We start from the raw sequence: 17,666 nt of genomic DNA, 5'->3' as shown, positions 1-17,666 counted from the left end.
AGCCGTGGACTCATAATCCATTGGTCGCGGGTTCGAGCCCCGCCCGCCCCACCAGGTCAGCCTATATTTAGGCTAGCCTTCCTATCCACATCACTGTACCCATTCGTCACCGCGTGTACAGCAAGTGCACACAACACCTACCGACCGTGTACAACTACGTGCACACCATCCGTGACCAGCGCTCAACCACCTCAACTGTTCCGAACCGGTGGGAGAATAGTCATCGGGCACACGCGGGCAGGCCAATCCGCGTGCTGTGGTGACAGAGTGTGCGTCTCGTGACTGGGGCGCAATGTGGCGTGAAACCCCTAAGCGGGGGTGGATGGAATCGGTTAGCGACCGTAACGCGCTGGACTCGCACCTGTGGGTAACTCATCCAACAGTCACCCCATTGGTAGCGAGACTCGGAGGCTGGACATCTCCCCACAACGCCCAACCCAGATGCGGCCAGAGGAGCAGACATGACGCGAACCCCCGACATCAGACACCTAGTGGTGCGCGACGTCACGAACTACCTCATGCTTAAGGGCCTTCCCTACTTGGCGGCTGAGGGGCACGCCAACAATCTATTGGCTGCACTGGAGATGATCGCCTATGAAGCCATGTGGGAGAAGCCTGCGGGGTGTGTCTGCGGTGGCCCATCCGATCCGTACCACGGATTCTGCGACCCGTGCGCCGAACGACGGAACCTAACTCCGCATCACTAGCAACCCTCTCAACACCCGAAAACCGGTGAGAAACTGGAACTTGCCCTCCCCGGCGCGCAGCCGCCCCGCCTATCCAGCCAACGAGCTGCGATGCGGGGCGGTCGGGGAGGCGCTGAACTTGAAGCATAGGGGCGGTAAACGTGGCTGACGATGTATGGGTCGACAAGCATCAGCGCCAGTGGTTCGGCTACTGGCAGCGCCGACTAGATGGCACGTGGGGATACCGCATGCACTTCTCTGGCTGGGAATTTGACGGCGGAGACATTGAGTTCCCCGACTTCGAAAAGTGCTTCGGTCCCGTCGAACCAGCAGAACGGGTGAGCTAGTCATGCGTGATATGGACGACTGTTGGTGGGTTACCTGGGTGGGTGGCAGTTACGGACCAATGTTTGACCTTGAAGAAGCGACACAGTTTGTGAACGATCACCGCGACGTGCCCGGTATCCGAATTGAGCCAGACCCAAGCCTCGACGTGGCCGACTGGGATGGGCTGTGACCACCGTCCATGTCCTGCCAATCAACGATCTGATTAAGCATGAAGACGAAGGTGAAGACTGCCCGTGCGGGGTGACAGTTGAGCCTGTGTTCGCCGACGATGGTTCGTGCGGATGGCTCATCACACACCACAGCCTCGACGGACGCGAACTATACGAATAGCTGAACGTTTTGCTGGTTTCGTTCAGCGTGTTTCCTGTCGCCTGAACATTTTTACGACGCAAGACGTTGACCTTGAACACCAGCTACCAAACCAAAGATCACAAAACCACGTTAGCTGACAACCACCAGTACGAACATTAGTTGCTGGTCGCGCACGGTGATCATGAAATAATCCTCGTACGCCAACCCTTGTAATTCGTTACCCACCAGGACACTTCGGCAATCAACATCAAAAAAATGGGGTACCAATTCCACTTCCGATCATGACACCACCGGCGTACCTTCACTCATTGAATCCGTAGCTGAGACCAACGCTCCGGACTGAACCCGTAGGTAGCCGCATGACCCTCCCTGTGCTCATAACAGTCACACTCGCCTGCATCGCCTGGTCACTATGGGTGCGGCGCCTAACGTGGACATCACGCTGGGAAGTAGCCGCAACCCTCAACATCGCTTTGCAGGGACTCGCCGTGCTGCTCATGACACCCTGGGCATCCGCAACCATCGGCCACTGGCTCTACAACCTCACCGGCATGTGGAACCTAGAGGACTACATCGCCCACGACGCCTATGTGGTCGCGGCCAGCGCGATTGTCTACAACGCCATTGGCCGACTCGAAGAAGGACAAGAATTCCAACGCGCCTTCAAAGTGCACGTCGAAACCCCCGCCACCCTCTGCATCCCACTCCTGCTAGCCGCATTCAGCATCGGCAACGGGGCAGCCATCTACCACCCAGACTTCTTCCAAGTCCCCACCGACTTTTGGCTAAACACATACTGGCTCATCATGTGCGGAACAACCGCATACCTCCTGGCATACGGATCCAAAGCCCTACTGCTGCTCAGGGAAGACGAACGATCCCGAACAGTCGCCACCGTCTACCTCGTAGCCGCAGCATTCGGAATCCTCACATGCCTAATCCGAATCACAACAGCAATCGCCACACCACTACAAACAACCGGCCTAACCGCCAGCCTCGCAGTATGGATACCCGCATGCGCATGCGGAACCCTATTCGCCCTCATGTCCGCACACTCCTGGCGCCAAAAACTGCGCTGGTTCAAACCTAGAGAGGAGTTTGGTTCCGGGCGCGTTGCAGCTTAGCCTGCCTTGTCGCACCGGCCTTCGTCGTCTTGCCCTTGACCTTTGTCGTTCCCCCGACCCCCGTCACGCGGGGCTGATCTTTTGGGCTGCTTTCTTCGCTCTCACGTTTCATTATCTCCGCCAACAACTCCTTCGTCGTGTAAGCGGAAATGTCCGGTTTGACGATGATCTCGCCCACATAGTCCCCCTCGTCGCCGATGCCGGCCCGAACCAGAGCCTCGGGGACAGGGATGCCGAACGCCTTCGCAAACCTGAACACATTCGGCCCGTCTGGGCGTTTGTAGTTTTCGCCACGCACCCAGTTGGAGATGGTGTTTGCGGAGACGCCGACCTTTTCGGACACAACGTTGAACGGTGTGTCCCCGATGGTGTCGCGGACTAGCTCGGACCACGACTCCCGAATTCGTTGGTCATCCATGCTGCGAACTGTACTCATTAGGGTTCCCTGCCGCAACACATTGTGATTCTGCAAACAGGTGCTTGCTGGCAGCTAACACCCCTGATAGTGACCGGTACCCCGGGTTCCACCTGCCGCAACTTACTCCAAAGTCACCTCACCACAACCAAACTCGCAGCACAGAAACACCGAAATACGTTGCGTTTAGCACCGCAACGAAGTACGGTAGGACTACCAACCGAAACGAAATGTGATGAGGAACCGGTTGTGAACCCACTCAAAGCACCGCCCCAGGTCCGCAAAACCACGGCATCCGCACACAAGGCCGGCAAGGGGAACCAGTGACCTTCCACTCCAAACCGCGACCACACGTGCAGCACTTCCCAAAACCGAAGAAACCCCTGTTCGAGACCAAACCCCGGGAGCCGAAATGAGCAAGATCCTTTACGACAAGACTGCTGCTGCTGAGGCGCTGTCTACGAGTGAGCGCCGCATTGATGAGTTGCGTCGGGCGGGGATTCTGATCGCTGTTCAGGATGGCCGGGAGTTCAAGTACACGGCTGACGAGTTGCGGCGGTATGTGGATGGTTTGGCTACGTCTGAGCCGGGTCGGCGGTCGGCGTGAGTGCGTGGTTGCGTCCGGGTCATCGGCGTCTTCCGGATGGTGAGCTGCTTCGTTTGGACAGTGAGCGCGGATCGTTCGTGGCTTCTGAGTATTGGCCGAATCATTCTGAGCGGCGGCATGTTCGGGGGAGTTTCGAGGATGTTGCGTCGGTGTTGGAGTTGTGGGAGTTGGAGGTTGGGTCGTGAATGCGGAGTCGATGTGTGAGGCGCGTGAGTCTCGCCGTCTTACTGGTTCTATGTGGAAGCCGAAACGATGAGCGATCCCGCAATCGAGGCCGCGCAACGTGCTGTGAAGCTGAGTGACCCGACGTGGGCGGTGGACAGCCGCTACGGGGGTATCGCTGCTCGTGAGATGGCCAAGCCGATACGCGAACTGCACAAGCCAATCCAGATCGGCGACAGTCGCGGGCTGTATAGCGCCTGGTGTGCTGAATGCAACGGCTCCGATGGGCATCCGTCCGAATGGCCGTGTGACACCGCGAAGGCTGTCTATAGCACCGAGGAGTTGGCCTGATGGGTGTGTTTGAGGCGATGCGTGCTGCGGGTTTCGTGGTGGCGAGTGTTGCGCAGGCTGTTGCGGATTCGGGTAGACCGCGCACTGAGCATCGGGATTATGACTTGGCGTTGAGGCGGGCTGAGGATGCGCTTGTGAACGCGGAGGCTGATCGGGAAGTGCTTGAGCCGGCGCGGATGTGCGAGTGCGGGCATTCCGATGCGCGGCATTATCGGGCGGGCGGAATCATTGATCCGTGCCACGACTGCAACTGTCTGGACCTGCTTTACGCGGATCACCTTGAGGATGAGGCGTGGGATGCGAATGAGGATTTCGATGCCCGCCGTAGTGAGCGCACCAACACGTGGATGCGCGACACAGTTTCACCCGTCGAGGGGTCGGGTGATGCCACGGGGGGAGTGCCTAATCCTCCCTCCGTGGTCCCCCTCAGTGAACAGGTTGACCGGGTGGCGGATGAGTTGCGTGCCCAACATCAACCGAACTGGTTGTGCGACAAGGCGCGTGCGTTCGCATTGATGCTGAAAACACAAGGACTTTAGTCGATGCGCGAAATTATCGCCGTCTGGACAGGAGCAAGATGAATCAACTGGCCGCGTTCCGCGACACCATCAGGCTGGCGAGGTTCCATGACATGCCAGAACGCCCCGGCAATCCGCTTGGCCTCGCGCATCTGCGCTCGATGCTTGAGCGTGCGGAGTCGGGCGAGTTCTCGGAAACGAAGATTGGTCGTTGGCTCGGCTGGGCGCAATGTGCCGTGGTCGCCGCCAACGTCGGCGTCACGCTCGATGACATGAAGTACATCAACAAAGCCCACGCGGACCGACATAAGTAGCACGTTGCGGCGTCAGATCTAGCCGCCGAAAAGGAGTCGGCCCCTACTCGCGGCAACGAGTAAGGGCCGGAACATCAACCAAGTTGGAAGGTTCTATTTGTGATGTCTGAAAACGACAATACAGCATCGAGCGACAGTCGTCTACAAGAAATGTGGGGGCTGCTTCAGGCCGCCCGTGAGGTGCTGTCGAAAGCCCACGCGTTGGGTGTTGAGCTGCTTGAAGAGTTCGACATTGATGACTGGCGTGCACCGGATGTGGTGAAGGCTGTCGAGTTGGCTGTTGATGGTCGGCGTGCAGCGGATCAGGGTCAGGCCACCATGTTCAAGGTGGTGAAGGCGTGACCACGCAGCCGGTTTGGATTTCGCCGTCGGATGGTGCGCCGTCACTGTGGGAGTTGGAAGAACTCGCCGCGAAGGTGTTGGGTTCACCGTTCCCTGATGCGTTTGAGGATTACGACGGTTTCTTCCAGGCGCACCACTCAATTGATGAAGCTGCCCACGCACCAGTCATGACCAGCGTTCCCGAGTGGCCGGACTATGACCCTGCCGGCGACTTGATTCAAGCGTGGAAGTTCGAGTCGTTGCGGGCCATCTGGTTCCCAAGCGATTTCACGAAAACCGTCCGCGACGCAAACCGCATCAGCCACATGTCGGAGGTTCGTGATGCCTGAACACATCACCGACTCCCGGCAACAGGGCCGCGAGTTGCAACCGTTCTGCACCTGCGGGTTTAAGGGTGCTTGGTATCCGAACGTGCATCGGTCGAAGCAGGCTGAGCGTGAGCATGTTGCGCGGCACACGGGCGGAAAGGTCACCGCACGATGACCGACCACATCGAAACCATCATCGCCGAACATCGCCCGTACGGGTTGGACTGCAAGTGTGGCCGACCGATCAACAGCGACGCCGATTGGGCATGGCACCTCAAAGCCGAGCTCAAGGCAGCCCGTATAGCCGTCGTGCAACTACCCACCTGGGAATCCCTAGAAGACGACTACGCCGTTGACTTCGGGGCCGAGCAGGTGCGCCAGTACGACCCGAGCGGGTTTGGCGCATATCGAGTCTTTGACTTCGGCGAAATCCCCAGCTTAAGCGCGGCACTTCTGGCCGCGCTGGCTGACGCTGCGGAGGAATCCCGATGAGGGCCTCCTATGCACTGCATGCGGTGTCGTGGCTCGCATCTGCCTCCGCGTTCGCCGCACTCTTCTACAGCCTCACCGTATTCGGCGTATCCGTCGCAGTCGCAATGACCGCCTGGCTCACCGAAGACATCGTCCGGAGAATCGCATGAACCCACGCATCTGGCTCACAACAGGATTCGCAGCCATCTACCTCACCGGAATCCTCTACCACCTGCTCGGGAAATGGTGACCATGACTGACTGGACACTCAAACTCTGCAACGAAACCAACGCAGAACTCTTCTACCCAGAACCAGGCGAACAAGGCAAAATCGCCGCAGCCAAAGCCATCTGCCGCCAATGCCCAATCCGCACCGCCTGCCTCGAACACGCCATGCACACCGAAGAACCACACGGAATCTGGGGCGGACTCGGACCACGCGGCAGAGTCCGCCTCCGAAAAGGCGCCAACGCACTCAACATCGCCAACTGCGCTATGTGTGAGGTTGAGTTTCAGGGCGGTACCAGCAAGGCGCGTTATTGCTCGCAGGACTGTCAGCAGAGGGCGTTTCGGATCCGTAAACGCGAATTGCGTCGGGCTGCAAGGGAACTTGTGTGTCCTGGTTGTGGTGTCGAGTTTGTGGGTCATGGGTTGGCTCGGTATTGCTCGGATGTGTGTCGGACTTCTTCGGCGGTTGCGAAGAGGCGTGCGTGGCGGGCGTCAAAACAGGAGGTGTCGTGAAATGAGCGATCCCGCAATCGAGGCCGCACAACGGATGTGGATTCGTCGATACGGCGGCGACGGACACTTCGACAGGTCCGTCCGCAATGGTGATGTCGGCGCGTTCGTTGTCGATGCTGCTCGCGAGGCGTTGAAGCCGATCCGCGAACTGCACTACCCGCGCGAAGGCAGCGTGAGCGCCATGTATCCCGACCCGCTATGCAACTGCGGCGATGACTGGCCGTGCGACACCGCGAAGCTGATCTACACCACCGAGGAGCTGTCCTCATGATCAATCCCGAACTAGAAGCTGCCTGCGCACCAGGAACCGGCGTCGACCCAAAAATCTTCTTCCGACCAGACGCATCCGAAGACCCCAACGGCTACCGAACCTGGTCACCATTCGAAGCCCAATACATATGCCTCGGATGCCCAATCCGCATCCAATGCCTCCAAACAGCAATCAAACGAGACGAACAACACGGAGTCTGGGGCGGCGAAGAATTCGGCACCAAACCACGCCTCGCCATCCAAGACACCCTACCCGGCATGCCCACCATCGAAATCCGCGCATGCCTCATCTGCGCCAACGACTTCCGCCCCTACAACAAACTCCACCTCTACTGCAACAACCTCTGCAAAACCATCGCACACGCACGCAGATGCACCGAAAAAAACAGGGCCAAACGAGCCCTACGCGCACAACAAGCCACAGCGAACGCCTCATGACCAGAGCAATCAAAGTAACCCCAGACGTCATGGCACGCCTCATCTGGGCAGCCAACCAACCCATGACACTCGAAGCAATCGGAAACATGGTTGACCTACACCCCAACACAGTCAGCCGAGTGTTGAAGCGCGCCGGCATCGAACGTGAACCTTCGGGACAGCCGAAACAAATCGCGGACGACCGCGTACGGGAACTATCAGAACGCGGCGCTTCACGCAACGAAATTGCCAGCACTCTCCGATGCAGTGTTCGGGCCGTTGACCGTTCCCGGCGGCGACAAGGAATCTCGGAAACGGCGGCACCCAGGCTGTCCGAAGACGAGATCGAACAAGCCCGGGCGTTGTTGGATGACGGTGCGTCCGTGCGTGAAGTGGCACGCACACTCGGGCGTTCGGACCGCGCCATCCATAACCACTTCCCTGGGCGTGCCTGGTCCCAGAGGCAGATTCATGAGCACCTTTCGATGCTGCGTCGGCTTGGGGGTGTGTTGTGAATCGGGCGGAGAGGATCGCGTTTGTTGTCGAGTCGGCGGCGCGGGGTTGGACTGTTGTTCAGGTTGCGGAAGCGTTGGGTTGCACGACTCGGACTGTTGAAAACCTGCGCAAGGCAGCTGGTCTAACGAACCCTCGCCCCCGGTTGACTGAGTCGCAGATTGAACGCATCGCAGTGTTGAGCCGACGCGGTGTTGGTTGCGAGGAGATCGCCGCCGCTGTCGGCTGCTCGCTGGGATCTGTTTGGTACGCGCGGCGTAGGAAAGGGCTGTCGGATCGTTCGGCTTACACGCTGACGTCGGAGCAGTTGGCTCGGGCGGATGCGCTTCTAGCGGACGGGGCTTCGTTCACTGAGGTTGCCCGCACGATCGGCACGACTACTTCCGCTGTGTGTAAGCGGTTTCCGGGTCGTGGTTGGTCGCATACCGAGTGTGGTTCTTATGGAAAGTTTTTGGCACGGATGGGTGGTGTGTTGTGACTTCTGAGGGTGAGTTGCGGTTTGCGGCTGAGCATGCGCTTGGGGCGGCCGGCGAGTTGGAGGCGCAGTGCGGGATGTTGCGGCGCCAGTTGTTTGAGCAGAAGCAGTGGCATGCGGAACAGGCTGAGCGGTGGGCATTCGAACGCGAAGGACTTGTGTGGGACAAGGACCAGGCTGAGGCGCGGGCTGCTGTAGCTGAAGAAGAACTCCGGGCCGCGTTGGAAGAACTCGACGGAATCAAAGGACGGGCTGACTACTGATGTTTGAGGAGTACGCGCGCCGTACATGGGAAGACACAGACGGCGACATCAGCGAGCAACAGACCGAACTGGCCACCAACCTACGCGTCCCGATCCTCACATCGGAATGCCCTCGGTGGAACTACATCACGGGAATTGTGGTCCGCAACCAGCGCTACTTCGAGGTCGGTGTCATGCCAACCGAGGATGAAGTTCGCGAACTGGGCGCACATCTGGAGACGTACTGCGAGTACTACCGCCAGTCTTTCCGCAACACCATGAAGAACTTCGCCCCCTTCGATATCGACGGCGGTGCGAACCTCGGCTACTACATGAAGCGGCCTGATGGTGGTTGGTGCTACACGAAGCGCACATGGAGGTACGGGCCGCCGTGGTGGCCATCGCCCTGGATTCACCGCCTGGATGAGGATCGAGAAGGGCCGCCGCTTCCGCTGAGCCACGTCCTTTCGCGGAACTTCAACGGCTGGCCTGGACACAAGCGTCACGTTGCGGAGGTCGCCAAGTGACTGTTCATGGCCTTGCGGCATTCAACTACACGTGCTGGAAACACAAACACGACAACGGAACCTGCATCTACTGCGGTGAGAAAGAAGGCGACTAAATGGGCATGTTCGATGACATCAAGACGACCGCAGTCCGATGCCCGTTGTGCGGCAACCAACTGGGATGGCAGTCAAAGGACGGCGGATGCTCATTGGCGAAGCTGACTCCACTGGATCTTATGCGCGACAACAATTCTGCACGGTTCTATGCCAACTGTGACGGGTGCTCCATATGGGTCGAGGTGTCCATGAGCCGACGTGTCCCGACACCCGTATCTCAAATGATCCAGCAGCGCCGCGACAGACTCGACATCCCTGTGCCGGACGACACGGAGGGGGAACCGTGAGTGTCAAGCGTCTACATCGGTGGCATCGCGGGAAGTTGTGGCTCGGATACAACGGCTGGCGTTACCACTGGGATGGTCGGCAATGGATAGGCGAGCACAACAAACACCCGAACGACCCAATCGCGTTGACCAGCCGCCACGACACAGCCGACTACGGCCCTTTCCGGCAGATCGTGCTCAACAGGTTCGGCGAAAGAGATGTCCGATGAACCCCATCTATGCGGCCGAAATCGAAGAGCGCCGATCTGCACTCCGAGACCACGACATGTACGACCCGGAACCGTACTGGCACAAAGAAACCGGCATGTGCGGAGACCGAGACGACGCAAGAGGTGACTACTGATGACTGATCACACACGCGTGCTGCCAGTGCACATCCCTTCTATCGCCTTCAAGGGTGCAACCACAACCGACGCGAAGGCATTCCGTCGCGCTGCGCAAAACCTGGACGAGGGCTACAGCATCGGCGGAAGCAACCTGAAAGCTGCCATCTCTGGACTTCTTCGGTGCGCGGCGGATGCACTCGATGCCGCTGGCGAACCGGATCCCGAATGGTCCTACTGGGAATACCAGCAGCGGCAGTGGAGACGGGCCGACTGATGACGCACAAGCAAGTGACCGTGCAGCCCTGGGGATTCCAAGCCGACATGGAGATCGCCGGCCTGCTTCAACGACTCAACGACCGCGACATGCCCACCCTGTTCTCATGCCAAGGCAACCCCCGCAACCCCGCATACATCATGTTCGAATACTTAGAACACGCATACGAATTCGCCGCACAGAGTTCGCAAGCGTTGCAAGCATACGAATTCGACATCTCACTGTTTTCGGGAGGCGCGGGCACACAAGGAAGAGTCACCTTCCCAAACCACTACATCAAACAACTCGAAGGAACCTGGTAATGAGCGAGAAGACATGGCGATTCCACTGGCGCGACGGCAAGACCGAAGAACTCGAAGGAACCAGCCCAGCCGATGCACTGAACTCCGCCGGATACGGACGCGGCGCAATCGCAGCACTCGACTACTACGAAGAGGCCGACGCATGACACTCACAATCCCCGACAACCTCGTGCCCGAGAAAGACGGACGCTACGGCCATGTCCCCGAAGATGCCTACCACCAAGACCGTGGCAGCCTCTCAGTATCCGGCGCCAAACTGCTACTCCCGCCAAGCTGCCCCGCCAAATTCCACGAAATCATGACCAACGGCCAACCCCCAAAAAAGGTTTGGGACTTCGGCCACGTCGCGCATCATCTGGTTCTGGGCAAGGGTTCCGCGTTCAAAGTGCTCGACCCAGAGATCCACGGCTTGAAAGCAGACGGCACCGTAGCCGCCAGCCCACGCGCAACCACCGACTGGAGAAACGCCGAGAAAGACGCCCGTGCACAAGGACTCATCCCCATCCACATAGACGACTACACCAAAGCCAAAGAGATGGCCGAAAAAGTCCACAAACACCCCGAAGCCGCACCCATCTTCCAGCGCGGACACGCCGAAGTCTCCTACTACCGGACAGACCCCGACACCGGCACACGCCTCCGATGCCGCGTCGACTGGATCAACGAAGAAATCACCGACTACAAAACCAGCGACACCGCCAACCCCGAAGACCTCGAACGCAAATTCCACCGACTCGGCTACTACATGCAAGCCGCCTGGTACATCGACCTCGTCACAGCCATCACCGGAACCACCGCGCCACGATTCCGCTTCGTCGTCCAGGAGAAAACAGCCCCATACGTCGTCACCGTCCTCGAATACGACACCGAAGCAATCGAAGAAGGCCGACGACGCAATCGTGAAGCCATCCACACGTACACCGCCTGCATGGAAACCAACACCTGGCCTGGATACAGCGACGAGACCGTAACCCTCAGCCTCCCACACTGGGCATTCGATGACGAACTGGAGATCGCGGTATGACCGAATCACTCGACCTGTCAACCACAATCGCAGCCAACTCCGACCAACTCGGAGCCGAAGACTTCCTCGCAGGCCCCCGACTAGTAACCATCGACCGCGTCACCAAAGGAACCGCCGACCAACCAGTCAACATCCACCTCACCGAATTCCCCGGCAGACCCTTCCGCCCATGCAAATCAATGCGGCGAGTGCTTGTCGCGGCCTGGGGAAAAGAAGCCGCCACCTACACGGGACGCAGGCTCATGCTGTTCAACGACCCATCTGTGCGGTTCGGAGGCTCCGCTGTCGGCGGCGTGCGAATCAGCGCAATGAGTGACATCAGCAGCCGACTCACTCTGGCGCTGACTGTCACGCGCGGCAAAAAGGCCCCATACCAAGTCGAACCACTACCCGACTTGCCGCCCGCAATCACCCCCGAAATCGTTGACGAAATCCAGGAACGCATCAACAACGCCACCACCCTAGACCAACTCAAAACCATCGGCGCCGAACTCAAAAACTCGAACCTCGGCGAGTATCGCGAACAGATACAGGCAGCTTGGAGCCGGCGCAAGGGAGAAATCGAGGCCGGCGGTGGAGACGAAACGTGAACTACTGCAAGTGCGGATACGTTCACGCAGCCGACGAAGTGCGTGCCATGTACCGGTTCTGCTGGCCCGTCTTCATGTACCGCGTTGTGAGCACCGGAGCCGCGTTCAGCTCGCGCGCATTGGCACAACAGAGTGTGTGCCCTCACTGGACCCAGCAAGCGCATCCAGATGAGCACTGACACCGAAGCCAGGCACGAGGCATACAGGTCGGGGCTCTGCGTCCAACTCTGTGGCCGCAAATACTCCGCAGGCCGCACTAGATGTACCGAATGCCATGACGCGTACATGGAAGCCAGAAACGAAGGGAGGACAACGTAAGTGCCGTACTTCTTTGTTGACGATGGCTTCGGCGACTCGAAAGAGATCATGGCCATCGCACCGCGCTACAGGAACGCCGCAGTCGGACTGTGGACACGTTGCGGCGCATGGTCAGCCGGGAAACTGGAGGACGGTTTCGTGCCCGCCGACGTCCTCCAGATGTTCGGAGCCAAACCAAATCTGATCGCCGCTCTTGTTGACGATGCCGGTTTGTGGGACCGCGTCGATGGGGGGATTCAGTTCCGAAACTGGGCTAAATGGCAGCGAACTCGCGAGCAAGTTGTGTCCTATAGAGAGCGCCAGTCGGAGAAGAAACGAGCGCAAAGGGAAGCCAAAACTGATCCAAAACAGGATCAAAACGCAGCGGCCAAACCTGCTGTAACCTGTGACGATTCAGATTTGTCCCCTGGGGACACAATGCGCCGCAGGTCCACCTCGGGTCCATCGTGTCCCCAGACACCTATACCTGTACCTAAACCTGTACCTAACTACTTAAGTGGTAACGAAAGCAGTAACAGTACGTGGGTCGAGCCCGAACCTAGCTCAGCCGCGTCCGCAACACCAGGTGCAGATCTTGTCCGAGAGAACATCTCCGGTAGGCATCCGGGCGCAACGCTGACAACACTTCGAATGCAGGCTTCTGAGCTTCTTCGCAGCGGAACCGACCGAGACATCGTCGCCGCAGCTTTGCAGCTTTGGAACGACAAGCCGGGGGTGGGCAACGGGCGGACCATCTTGGCGTCTCTCTGCTCCGAGGTCATCAAGACGCGCAACGGTCCTCGAACTAAACCAAGGCAAGCGTCATCGGATCTGGCGTTCGCACAAGCCCAAGCACTGAAGAACAACCCCGCACGGAGATTGGAACTGGAATGAACCGCAACGAAGTTATCGACGTTCTGTCCGTTGTGGCTGCTGCTACTCGCCGCACGGTGGGTGAGGTGGACGTGGAGATCTGGCAGGGGATCGTTGGTTCTCTGTCCAAGGATGTTGCTTTGGAGGCTGTTCGGGATCATTTGCGGGATAGACCTGGTGTGTGGTTGGAGCCGGGGCATGTGTATCAGCGGTCTCGTGAGATTCAGCGGGAGCGGAACACTCGCCCGTCTGATGAGTATCAGGCTTTGTGCGATTCGAAGGCGGCTCCGGATGAGGATCCTGCGGTGACTGCTCGGCGTCGTGAAGCGATTGAGGCGTTTGCGTCGGCTCGTAGGACTTTTGGCCGGCCTGTTGAGGATTCGGTGCGTGTTGCGGAGTTGGTGGCTCGTCAGCGTGCGGCCGCTCCGCCGGCGCCGATGGTTGAGGGGGAGTCCGATGCCTGAGTTTGTTCCGGGTGAGTTGGCTGCTGCGGATCAGGAGTTGGCGGCGTTGTGTGGCGTGCTGAGTGAACTCGTGGATCGGTGGCGTGCGTTGGGGATCGGGTTCGATCTGCTGGACTTCGACTTTCTGGACAGGGTTGCGGCGTTCATGGTTGGTGATGTTCGTCCGCGCCTGGATGCGAATGGGTTGTTGGCGGTTGTTGCGATTGCGGTTGATCGGATTGTGAAGCTTGAGGATCGGTTGGCGACGAAGTGAGCGCGCCGAGCGTGTCGCCTGCTGTGTTGTATCGCCGGAGCCTTGAAAGTCGGCCAGCGTTGAAGCCAGGCGGTAAAGCGGGGCATGCGGTGTCGACGCATGAGTTCCGAACCGAAGGCGGTAAGCGGCGGTGGATGGCGACGTGCTCATGCGGCTGGATCTACAAGACACCGTGCCGCACCCGGGAGACGGCTTACGACCAGGCGGTGTCGCAGCATGTGTCGCATGTGAAGCCTGCTTGTCCGACGCCGGGTAAGAAGCGGTTTACGTCGCGGGGTGTTGCGTTGGCTGAGGTTGGTCGTGCGTGGCGTACGGGGCGTGGGAAGAAGCTGCCGTCGCGTGTGTATGAGTGCGCGTGTGGGTCGTGGCATGTGACGTCGAAGCCTGCCCGTTAGCAACCTCCTCAACCGCCGAGTTTCAGTGGGAAAATTGGTGTTATGAGTCTTCCGGTTAACACGCCGTACTACCAGGACGATCAGGTCACGTTGTTTCACGGCGACTGCCTCGAAGTGGTGGGCCAGTTGCCAGCTGAGTCGGTGAACTTACTCTTGACGGATCCTCCGTACTTCCGGGTGAAGGCTGAGGATTGGGACCGCCAATGGAAGTCCACGAGCCTGTTTCTGGATTGGATGGGCTCGTGGATGGACGCAACGAAACCGGCGCTTACCCCTAACGCATCGCTTTATGTATTCGCCTCGCCAGAACTGACTTCCCAAGTGGAGAAGCTGATCCGCGATCGGTGGTCGGTACTGAACGTAATCCGGTGGGTGAAAGAACAGGGCTGGCACAACAAGGCGCGGGCCGAAGACCTCCGCGCCTACCTGTCTCCGTGGGAAGGCGTAATTTTCGCCGAGCAGTTCACCGATGCGTACGGCGAAGAGTCGCGAGGGCTGCATAAGGAGGTCTTCGCTCCGCTTGGAAGATACATCCAGTCCGAACGTGAGCGATCGGGATGGGGACGATCGGAGCTTGAGGTTGCCTTAGGGTACGTGTCGCGCTCCGACCCAACCAAAGGCACTGCACTCGTATATCGGTGGGAAGAGGGCAGCAGCTTGCCCACAAAAGACGCTTATGACGCCATGCGGTCGGTCCTGAACCGGTACGGCGGGGACTACCTGCGGCGCGAGTACGAAGACTTGCGGCGCGAGTACGAAGACTTGCGGCGCGAGTACGAAGACTTGCGGCGTCCATTCAGTTTGACGAAGCAGCATCCGCGCAGCGACATTTGGAACTTCTCAACTGTGTCGCCGTACGTAGGCAAGCACCCGTGCGAGAAGCCGACTTCGGTCTTAGAGATGATGGTCACCGCTTCGTCTCGACCGGGTGACACCGTGCTAGACCTGTTCGCAGGATCGGGATCGACGCTGTTGGCGGCAAGAAATAACGGGCGTAAGGCAATCGGCGTGGAGATGAGTGAACGCTACTGTGAGCTGATCGCCAAACGCCTTGACCAGATGTGCCTGGATTTCGGGAGTGCATCGTGACGTATGTGTTGACGGTTCCGGTCGTGCGTCCTCCGATGTCTGCGAATGAGGCGCGTCGGTGGCATTGGTCGAAGCAGCGTGAGGCGAAGCGTGTGGCTGAGCAGCTTGTGTTTGCGTCGGCAAAGAGTGCGGGCTTGCCGAAGTGTCTTGGCCCGTCGCATGTGTCGATCATCTGGTTTGCGCCGGACAAGAGACGCCGCGACCCAGATGGATTAGGGCCCTTCCAGAAAGCGTGTTTGGACTCACTCGTCATCTACGGCGCATGGAAAGACGATTCCAGCGAGTACATCCTGTCCACCACAACCAGCATCAAGCATGACGGGCCAGCACGCATCGAAATCCACATCACGGAGGAACCATGAGCCAGCGCGTATCAATCACCGACTACAACGGGGTGGCGTTGGACTACTCCCACAACGAGTTTCTGAACGCATTCCTGACTCTTCCGCTGCCCGTCCGGATGCGTTTCGCGGCGGATACGTTGGCTGCGGTCAACGACCGCCATCATTACGGGACCATCGAAATGTATGTCCCGAAGCAGCTACTGGCGATGGCAGACAGGTGGGAGGCCGAGGACAGGGCAAAGGCTGACCGCGAGTCTGAGGTAGAGAAACTTGCCGAAGTCTTGCATCACGTCCGCGAGCGCATGGCAGGTGCTGGCGCGTGGGATCGGCGATACGCCCGTGCCGTCCTCGTTCGTCTGGACAACGTCAGTTACGGCGTCCATGTCATTGTTGCCATGGCGTGGCATGGACCCTGCCCCGATGGCATGGAAGTCGATCACATCAACGAGGTGCGCAACGACAACCGCCCGGAGAACCTTCGCTACCTGACCAAGGCGGAGAACCTTGCCCGCCGAGTGTGGAACCTGGCCGAGGAATGCGTTCACGGCCACAAGCTCGCTGGCGACAATCTGTATGTCCGACCGGGCGGTAGACGCGAATGCCGCGCCTGCAACAGGTCTCGTGCAGCAGGGTTCAGGTCGCGGGCGGAAGAGTGCTCGGTTTACGGGTGCGATACGCGGGGTGAGGCTGGCACGCGGGAGAAGCCACTATGTCAGACGCACTACAGGCACTTGCGGCGAGCGAGTTGAGAATGGATATCTGCGTCTGCACGCATCCTCGTTCCGCGCATGAGGTTGAGCGTGATTGGTGTGCGACGACTGTTGCGTGTTGTGACTGCGACTGCCGAAACTATCAACACCCGAGATACCAGGAGACAGCATGATCGTCCACGTTATGGTCCCGATGCACAGACATTCGTTGTCGCCAGCCAAGATCGCCGAGCACATGTCCGAGTTGTTGGACCCCGATTGCGACCATGTGCATTTGGTGACCGTGACCGACGACGAGGGCTACATGCTGTCATCGAGGTCGTATGGAGAGAATGCCGATGAGTGATCGCTCCGTGTTGCTTGGTCGTCTTGTTGAGGCGTTTACGGCTGAGCTTGTGTGGCAGGCGGGATCGAATGTGCCCGACCGGTACATCCAGTGGATTGATTTGGACAAACTCGCCGAAGCGATCATGCCAGTCATCGTTGACGTATACGGACCGAGCTTTTGAGCGTCGACTGGGAATACTGGATATGTACCGATTGTGGCGTTGACACCTGGGATCTGGGCGAGGCTGTCTACACGGTCACGCGCGCCGTCTGGAATGCCGCGTACCCCGGTTACTCGAAAGGCATTGGTGTCGGGTCGTCGCGACCATGCATCGGATGCCTCGAAACACGCCTCGGACGCACACTCGTCGCAGCAGACTTCATCCTCCCAACAGAACCCCACCCCGACCTCAGCAACAGACTGAACCAACGCCTCTCGAACTAGCTCAACCTCCTCAACTCCAGCAAACCACTGGGATAATTAGAGGCATGTGCGAGAACGCAAGCCAACCAGTCAGCAACCTCATCGCTGAAGCTAGGGGAGTCCTAAACCGCAACCGTGGACGCTGGCCCGAAGCTGACTGGCAAACCCTCGACAAGTTCGTCAGCGAAATTGAGAGCTTCGTTGACGACATGATCCAGTTTCTGGCGGACGAGGTGGCAGAAGTGTGTGGCGTCCCCGGTCTCGGCGCGGTGGCTGACCTCATCCGCGCGGTACTCATGGGTGACGCCGAATGACCGTCCGTCACGTTCGCTGGTGCGATCACTGTGCCCAAACCCGGTACGCCGCATGCTCACCCGTATGCCGAGTACCAATCGACCGACCCGAAAACTGGATACGGAACATCGCAGCGGAAGACGAGGGGGAGAGC

Annotated in this window: 32 protein-coding genes; 31 read left to right on the top strand and 1 reads right to left on the bottom strand. The window is 59.0% G+C overall.

Annotation, left to right across the window (positions count from 1 at the left end; translation table 11 throughout):
- The first annotated feature begins 847 nt into the window (after positions 1-847).
- Together BN4332_RS32465 and BN4332_RS32460 are read left to right on the top strand one after the other, a co-directional pair.
- Positions 848-1,033 (top strand): hypothetical protein, encoded by a 186-nt coding sequence (locus BN4332_RS32465; RefSeq protein ID WP_074133286.1) that lies wholly within the window; start codon positions 848-850, stop codon positions 1,031-1,033.
- Positions 1,034-1,705: 672 nt separating this feature from the next.
- Entirely contained in the window at positions 1,706-2,470 is a 765-nt protein-coding gene (locus tag BN4332_RS32460) for a hypothetical protein (RefSeq protein ID WP_074133285.1), read from the top strand.
- Here BN4332_RS32460 and BN4332_RS32455 read toward each other — a convergent pair.
- Entirely contained in the window at positions 2,433-2,888 is a 456-nt protein-coding gene (locus BN4332_RS32455) for a helix-turn-helix domain-containing protein (RefSeq protein WP_066904461.1), read from the bottom strand. The genes BN4332_RS32460 and BN4332_RS32455 overlap by 38 nt on opposite strands.
- A gap of 409 nt (positions 2,889-3,297) precedes the next feature.
- Here BN4332_RS32455 and BN4332_RS32450 point away from each other — a divergent pair, with 409 nt between their 5' ends.
- From BN4332_RS32450 to BN4332_RS32335, 29 genes are all read left to right on the top strand, one after another.
- Entirely contained in the window at positions 3,298-3,492 is a 195-nt protein-coding gene (locus tag BN4332_RS32450) for a hypothetical protein (protein WP_066904458.1), read from the top strand.
- A 252-nt stretch (positions 3,493-3,744) separates the two neighbouring features.
- Positions 3,745-4,005: a hypothetical protein gene (locus BN4332_RS32445; RefSeq protein WP_074133291.1), complete on the top strand. Its 261-nt coding sequence runs from the start codon at positions 3,745-3,747 to the stop codon at positions 4,003-4,005.
- Positions 4,005-4,544: a hypothetical protein gene (locus BN4332_RS32440; RefSeq protein WP_066904451.1), complete on the top strand. Its 540-nt coding sequence runs from the start codon at positions 4,005-4,007 to the stop codon at positions 4,542-4,544. The genes BN4332_RS32445 and BN4332_RS32440 overlap by 1 nt, the downstream gene beginning before the upstream one ends.
- A 38-nt stretch (positions 4,545-4,582) precedes the next feature.
- Positions 4,583-4,837 carry a hypothetical protein gene (locus tag BN4332_RS32435; RefSeq protein WP_066904448.1) on the top strand — a complete coding sequence of 85 codons (255 nt, stop codon included), beginning with the start codon at positions 4,583-4,585 and terminating at the stop codon, positions 4,835-4,837.
- Positions 4,838-4,939: 102 nt separating this feature from the next.
- Positions 4,940-5,179 carry a hypothetical protein gene (locus BN4332_RS32430; RefSeq protein ID WP_160111005.1) on the top strand — a complete coding sequence of 80 codons (240 nt, stop codon included), beginning with the start codon at positions 4,940-4,942 and terminating at the stop codon, positions 5,177-5,179.
- The gene (locus BN4332_RS32425) at positions 5,176-5,508 is read left to right on the top strand and encodes a hypothetical protein (protein WP_066904442.1); all 333 of its coding nucleotides are present in this window, start codon (positions 5,176-5,178) and stop codon (positions 5,506-5,508) included. Before BN4332_RS32430 ends, BN4332_RS32425 begins: the two co-directional genes overlap by 4 nt.
- Before the next feature lie 150 nt (positions 5,509-5,658).
- On the top strand, positions 5,659-5,979 hold the full coding sequence (locus tag BN4332_RS32420) for a hypothetical protein (protein WP_066904439.1): 321 nt from the start codon (positions 5,659-5,661) through the stop codon (positions 5,977-5,979).
- Positions 5,976-6,128, top strand: a complete 153-nt coding sequence (locus BN4332_RS33540) for a hypothetical protein (RefSeq protein WP_160111004.1) — start codon at positions 5,976-5,978, stop codon at positions 6,126-6,128. The genes BN4332_RS32420 and BN4332_RS33540 overlap by 4 nt, the downstream gene beginning before the upstream one ends.
- Positions 6,129-6,201: 73 nt before the next feature.
- Positions 6,202-6,699: a WhiB family transcriptional regulator gene (locus BN4332_RS35290; RefSeq protein WP_074133284.1), complete on the top strand. Its 498-nt coding sequence runs from the start codon at positions 6,202-6,204 to the stop codon at positions 6,697-6,699.
- 1 nt (position 6,700) lies between these two features.
- Positions 6,701-6,970, top strand: a complete 270-nt coding sequence (locus tag BN4332_RS32410; RefSeq protein ID WP_066904436.1) for a hypothetical protein — start codon at positions 6,701-6,703, stop codon at positions 6,968-6,970.
- The gene (locus BN4332_RS35025; protein ID WP_074133283.1) at positions 6,967-7,407 is read left to right on the top strand and encodes a WhiB family transcriptional regulator; all 441 of its coding nucleotides are present in this window, start codon (positions 6,967-6,969) and stop codon (positions 7,405-7,407) included. Before BN4332_RS32410 ends, BN4332_RS35025 begins: the two co-directional genes overlap by 4 nt.
- Positions 7,341-7,901: a helix-turn-helix domain-containing protein gene (locus BN4332_RS35705; protein WP_435405222.1), complete on the top strand. Its 561-nt coding sequence runs from the start codon at positions 7,341-7,343 to the stop codon at positions 7,899-7,901. Before BN4332_RS35025 ends, BN4332_RS35705 begins: the two co-directional genes overlap by 67 nt.
- On the top strand, positions 7,898-8,377 hold the full coding sequence (locus BN4332_RS35285; protein WP_084459499.1) for a helix-turn-helix domain-containing protein: 480 nt from the start codon (positions 7,898-7,900) through the stop codon (positions 8,375-8,377). The genes BN4332_RS35705 and BN4332_RS35285 overlap by 4 nt, the downstream gene beginning before the upstream one ends.
- Positions 8,374-8,637, top strand: a complete 264-nt coding sequence (locus BN4332_RS32395) for a hypothetical protein (protein WP_066904433.1) — start codon at positions 8,374-8,376, stop codon at positions 8,635-8,637. Before BN4332_RS35285 ends, BN4332_RS32395 begins: the two co-directional genes overlap by 4 nt.
- The gene (locus BN4332_RS32390; RefSeq protein WP_074133282.1) at positions 8,637-9,143 is read left to right on the top strand and encodes a hypothetical protein; all 507 of its coding nucleotides are present in this window, start codon (positions 8,637-8,639) and stop codon (positions 9,141-9,143) included. The genes BN4332_RS32395 and BN4332_RS32390 overlap by 1 nt, the downstream gene beginning before the upstream one ends.
- Positions 9,144-9,868: 725 nt before the next feature.
- On the top strand, positions 9,869-10,126 hold the full coding sequence (locus BN4332_RS32385; RefSeq protein ID WP_066904431.1) for a hypothetical protein: 258 nt from the start codon (positions 9,869-9,871) through the stop codon (positions 10,124-10,126).
- On the top strand, positions 10,126-10,428 hold the full coding sequence (locus BN4332_RS32380) for a hypothetical protein (protein ID WP_066904428.1): 303 nt from the start codon (positions 10,126-10,128) through the stop codon (positions 10,426-10,428). Before BN4332_RS32385 ends, BN4332_RS32380 begins: the two co-directional genes overlap by 1 nt.
- On the top strand, positions 10,428-10,574 hold the full coding sequence (locus BN4332_RS33925; RefSeq protein ID WP_096867205.1) for a hypothetical protein: 147 nt from the start codon (positions 10,428-10,430) through the stop codon (positions 10,572-10,574). The genes BN4332_RS32380 and BN4332_RS33925 overlap by 1 nt, the downstream gene beginning before the upstream one ends.
- Positions 10,571-11,452: a PD-(D/E)XK nuclease-like domain-containing protein gene (locus BN4332_RS32370; RefSeq protein ID WP_066904426.1), complete on the top strand. Its 882-nt coding sequence runs from the start codon at positions 10,571-10,573 to the stop codon at positions 11,450-11,452. Before BN4332_RS33925 ends, BN4332_RS32370 begins: the two co-directional genes overlap by 4 nt.
- Positions 11,449-12,042 carry a hypothetical protein gene (locus tag BN4332_RS32365; RefSeq protein ID WP_066904423.1) on the top strand — a complete coding sequence of 198 codons (594 nt, stop codon included), beginning with the start codon at positions 11,449-11,451 and terminating at the stop codon, positions 12,040-12,042. Before BN4332_RS32370 ends, BN4332_RS32365 begins: the two co-directional genes overlap by 4 nt.
- A gap of 318 nt (positions 12,043-12,360) precedes the next feature.
- The gene (locus BN4332_RS33535; RefSeq protein WP_160111003.1) at positions 12,361-13,233 is read left to right on the top strand and encodes a hypothetical protein; all 873 of its coding nucleotides are present in this window, start codon (positions 12,361-12,363) and stop codon (positions 13,231-13,233) included.
- Positions 13,230-13,676, top strand: a complete 447-nt coding sequence (locus tag BN4332_RS33530; RefSeq protein WP_160111002.1) for a hypothetical protein — start codon at positions 13,230-13,232, stop codon at positions 13,674-13,676. The genes BN4332_RS33535 and BN4332_RS33530 overlap by 4 nt, the downstream gene beginning before the upstream one ends.
- A complete protein-coding gene (locus BN4332_RS32355; RefSeq protein WP_066904417.1) occupies positions 13,669-13,929 on the top strand; it encodes a hypothetical protein in 261 nt (86 codons plus the stop codon). The genes BN4332_RS33530 and BN4332_RS32355 overlap by 8 nt, the downstream gene beginning before the upstream one ends.
- A gap of 437 nt (positions 13,930-14,366) precedes the next feature.
- Positions 14,367-15,413 (top strand): DNA-methyltransferase, encoded by a 1,047-nt coding sequence (locus BN4332_RS32350; protein WP_066904414.1) that lies wholly within the window; start codon positions 14,367-14,369, stop codon positions 15,411-15,413.
- Entirely contained in the window at positions 15,410-15,775 is a 366-nt protein-coding gene (locus tag BN4332_RS32345; protein ID WP_074133281.1) for a RusA family crossover junction endodeoxyribonuclease, read from the top strand. Before BN4332_RS32350 ends, BN4332_RS32345 begins: the two co-directional genes overlap by 4 nt.
- The gene (locus tag BN4332_RS32340; protein ID WP_066904407.1) at positions 15,772-16,506 is read left to right on the top strand and encodes an HNH endonuclease signature motif containing protein; all 735 of its coding nucleotides are present in this window, start codon (positions 15,772-15,774) and stop codon (positions 16,504-16,506) included. The genes BN4332_RS32345 and BN4332_RS32340 overlap by 4 nt, the downstream gene beginning before the upstream one ends.
- A 130-nt stretch (positions 16,507-16,636) precedes the next feature.
- Positions 16,637-16,813, top strand: a complete 177-nt coding sequence (locus tag BN4332_RS33525; RefSeq protein ID WP_160111001.1) for a hypothetical protein — start codon at positions 16,637-16,639, stop codon at positions 16,811-16,813.
- Entirely contained in the window at positions 16,806-16,976 is a 171-nt protein-coding gene (locus tag BN4332_RS33520) for a hypothetical protein (RefSeq protein WP_160111000.1), read from the top strand. Before BN4332_RS33525 ends, BN4332_RS33520 begins: the two co-directional genes overlap by 8 nt.
- Positions 16,977-17,283: 307 nt before the next feature.
- Entirely contained in the window at positions 17,284-17,532 is a 249-nt protein-coding gene (locus BN4332_RS32335; protein WP_066904404.1) for a hypothetical protein, read from the top strand.
- Positions 17,533-17,666: the final 134 nt, after the last annotated feature.

This window comes from Mycolicibacterium houstonense, from assembly GCF_900078665.2.
Taxonomy (GTDB): Bacteria; Actinomycetota; Actinomycetes; order Mycobacteriales; family Mycobacteriaceae; genus Mycobacterium; species Mycobacterium houstonense.
Note: the sequence above shows the minus strand (reverse complement) of the source record. Positions and strands in the feature narration are given on the sequence as shown.

Bases quoted from the DNA above. Each gene is read 5' to 3' on its own strand.
- BN4332_RS33520 (WP_160111000.1), top strand. From the start codon at position 16,806: ATGAGTGATCGCTCCGTGTTGCTTGGTCGTCTTGTTGAGGCGTTTACG.
- BN4332_RS32340 (WP_066904407.1), top strand. From the start codon at position 15,772: ATGAGCCAGCGCGTATCAATCACCGACTACAACGGGGTGGCGTTGGAC.
- BN4332_RS32385 (WP_066904431.1), top strand. From the start codon at position 9,869: ATGACTGATCACACACGCGTGCTGCCAGTGCACATCCCTTCTATCGCC.
- BN4332_RS32370 (WP_066904426.1), top strand. From the start codon at position 10,571: ATGACACTCACAATCCCCGACAACCTCGTGCCCGAGAAAGACGGACGC.
- BN4332_RS32450 (WP_066904458.1), top strand. From the start codon at position 3,298: ATGAGCAAGATCCTTTACGACAAGACTGCTGCTGCTGAGGCGCTGTCT.
- BN4332_RS33525 (WP_160111001.1), top strand. From the start codon at position 16,637: ATGATCGTCCACGTTATGGTCCCGATGCACAGACATTCGTTGTCGCCA.
- BN4332_RS33530 (WP_160111002.1), top strand. From the start codon at position 13,230: ATGAACCGCAACGAAGTTATCGACGTTCTGTCCGTTGTGGCTGCTGCT.
- BN4332_RS32335 (WP_066904404.1), top strand. From the start codon at position 17,284: ATGTGCGAGAACGCAAGCCAACCAGTCAGCAACCTCATCGCTGAAGCT.
- BN4332_RS32365 (WP_066904423.1), top strand. From the start codon at position 11,449: ATGACCGAATCACTCGACCTGTCAACCACAATCGCAGCCAACTCCGAC.
- BN4332_RS32410 (WP_066904436.1), top strand. From the start codon at position 6,701: ATGAGCGATCCCGCAATCGAGGCCGCACAACGGATGTGGATTCGTCGA.
- BN4332_RS32445 (WP_074133291.1), top strand. From the start codon at position 3,745: ATGAGCGATCCCGCAATCGAGGCCGCGCAACGTGCTGTGAAGCTGAGT.
- BN4332_RS32355 (WP_066904417.1), top strand. From the start codon at position 13,669: ATGCCTGAGTTTGTTCCGGGTGAGTTGGCTGCTGCGGATCAGGAGTTG.
- BN4332_RS32430 (WP_160111005.1), top strand. From the start codon at position 4,940: ATGTCTGAAAACGACAATACAGCATCGAGCGACAGTCGTCTACAAGAA.
- BN4332_RS35705 (WP_435405222.1), top strand. From the start codon at position 7,341: ATGCACCGAAAAAAACAGGGCCAAACGAGCCCTACGCGCACAACAAGC.
- BN4332_RS35290 (WP_074133284.1), top strand. From the start codon at position 6,202: ATGGTGACCATGACTGACTGGACACTCAAACTCTGCAACGAAACCAAC.
- BN4332_RS32435 (WP_066904448.1), top strand. From the start codon at position 4,583: ATGAATCAACTGGCCGCGTTCCGCGACACCATCAGGCTGGCGAGGTTC.
- BN4332_RS32380 (WP_066904428.1), top strand. From the start codon at position 10,126: ATGACGCACAAGCAAGTGACCGTGCAGCCCTGGGGATTCCAAGCCGAC.
- BN4332_RS32440 (WP_066904451.1), top strand. From the start codon at position 4,005: ATGGGTGTGTTTGAGGCGATGCGTGCTGCGGGTTTCGTGGTGGCGAGT.
- BN4332_RS32350 (WP_066904414.1), top strand. From the start codon at position 14,367: ATGAGTCTTCCGGTTAACACGCCGTACTACCAGGACGATCAGGTCACG.
- BN4332_RS33925 (WP_096867205.1), top strand. From the start codon at position 10,428: ATGAGCGAGAAGACATGGCGATTCCACTGGCGCGACGGCAAGACCGAA.
- BN4332_RS32390 (WP_074133282.1), top strand. From the start codon at position 8,637: ATGTTTGAGGAGTACGCGCGCCGTACATGGGAAGACACAGACGGCGAC.
- BN4332_RS33540 (WP_160111004.1), top strand. From the start codon at position 5,976: ATGAGGGCCTCCTATGCACTGCATGCGGTGTCGTGGCTCGCATCTGCC.
- BN4332_RS32460 (WP_074133285.1), top strand. From the start codon at position 1,706: ATGACCCTCCCTGTGCTCATAACAGTCACACTCGCCTGCATCGCCTGG.
- BN4332_RS32455 (WP_066904461.1), bottom strand. From the start codon at position 2,888: ATGGATGACCAACGAATTCGGGAGTCGTGGTCCGAGCTAGTCCGCGAC.
- BN4332_RS32420 (WP_066904439.1), top strand. From the start codon at position 5,659: ATGACCGACCACATCGAAACCATCATCGCCGAACATCGCCCGTACGGG.
- BN4332_RS35025 (WP_074133283.1), top strand. From the start codon at position 6,967: ATGATCAATCCCGAACTAGAAGCTGCCTGCGCACCAGGAACCGGCGTC.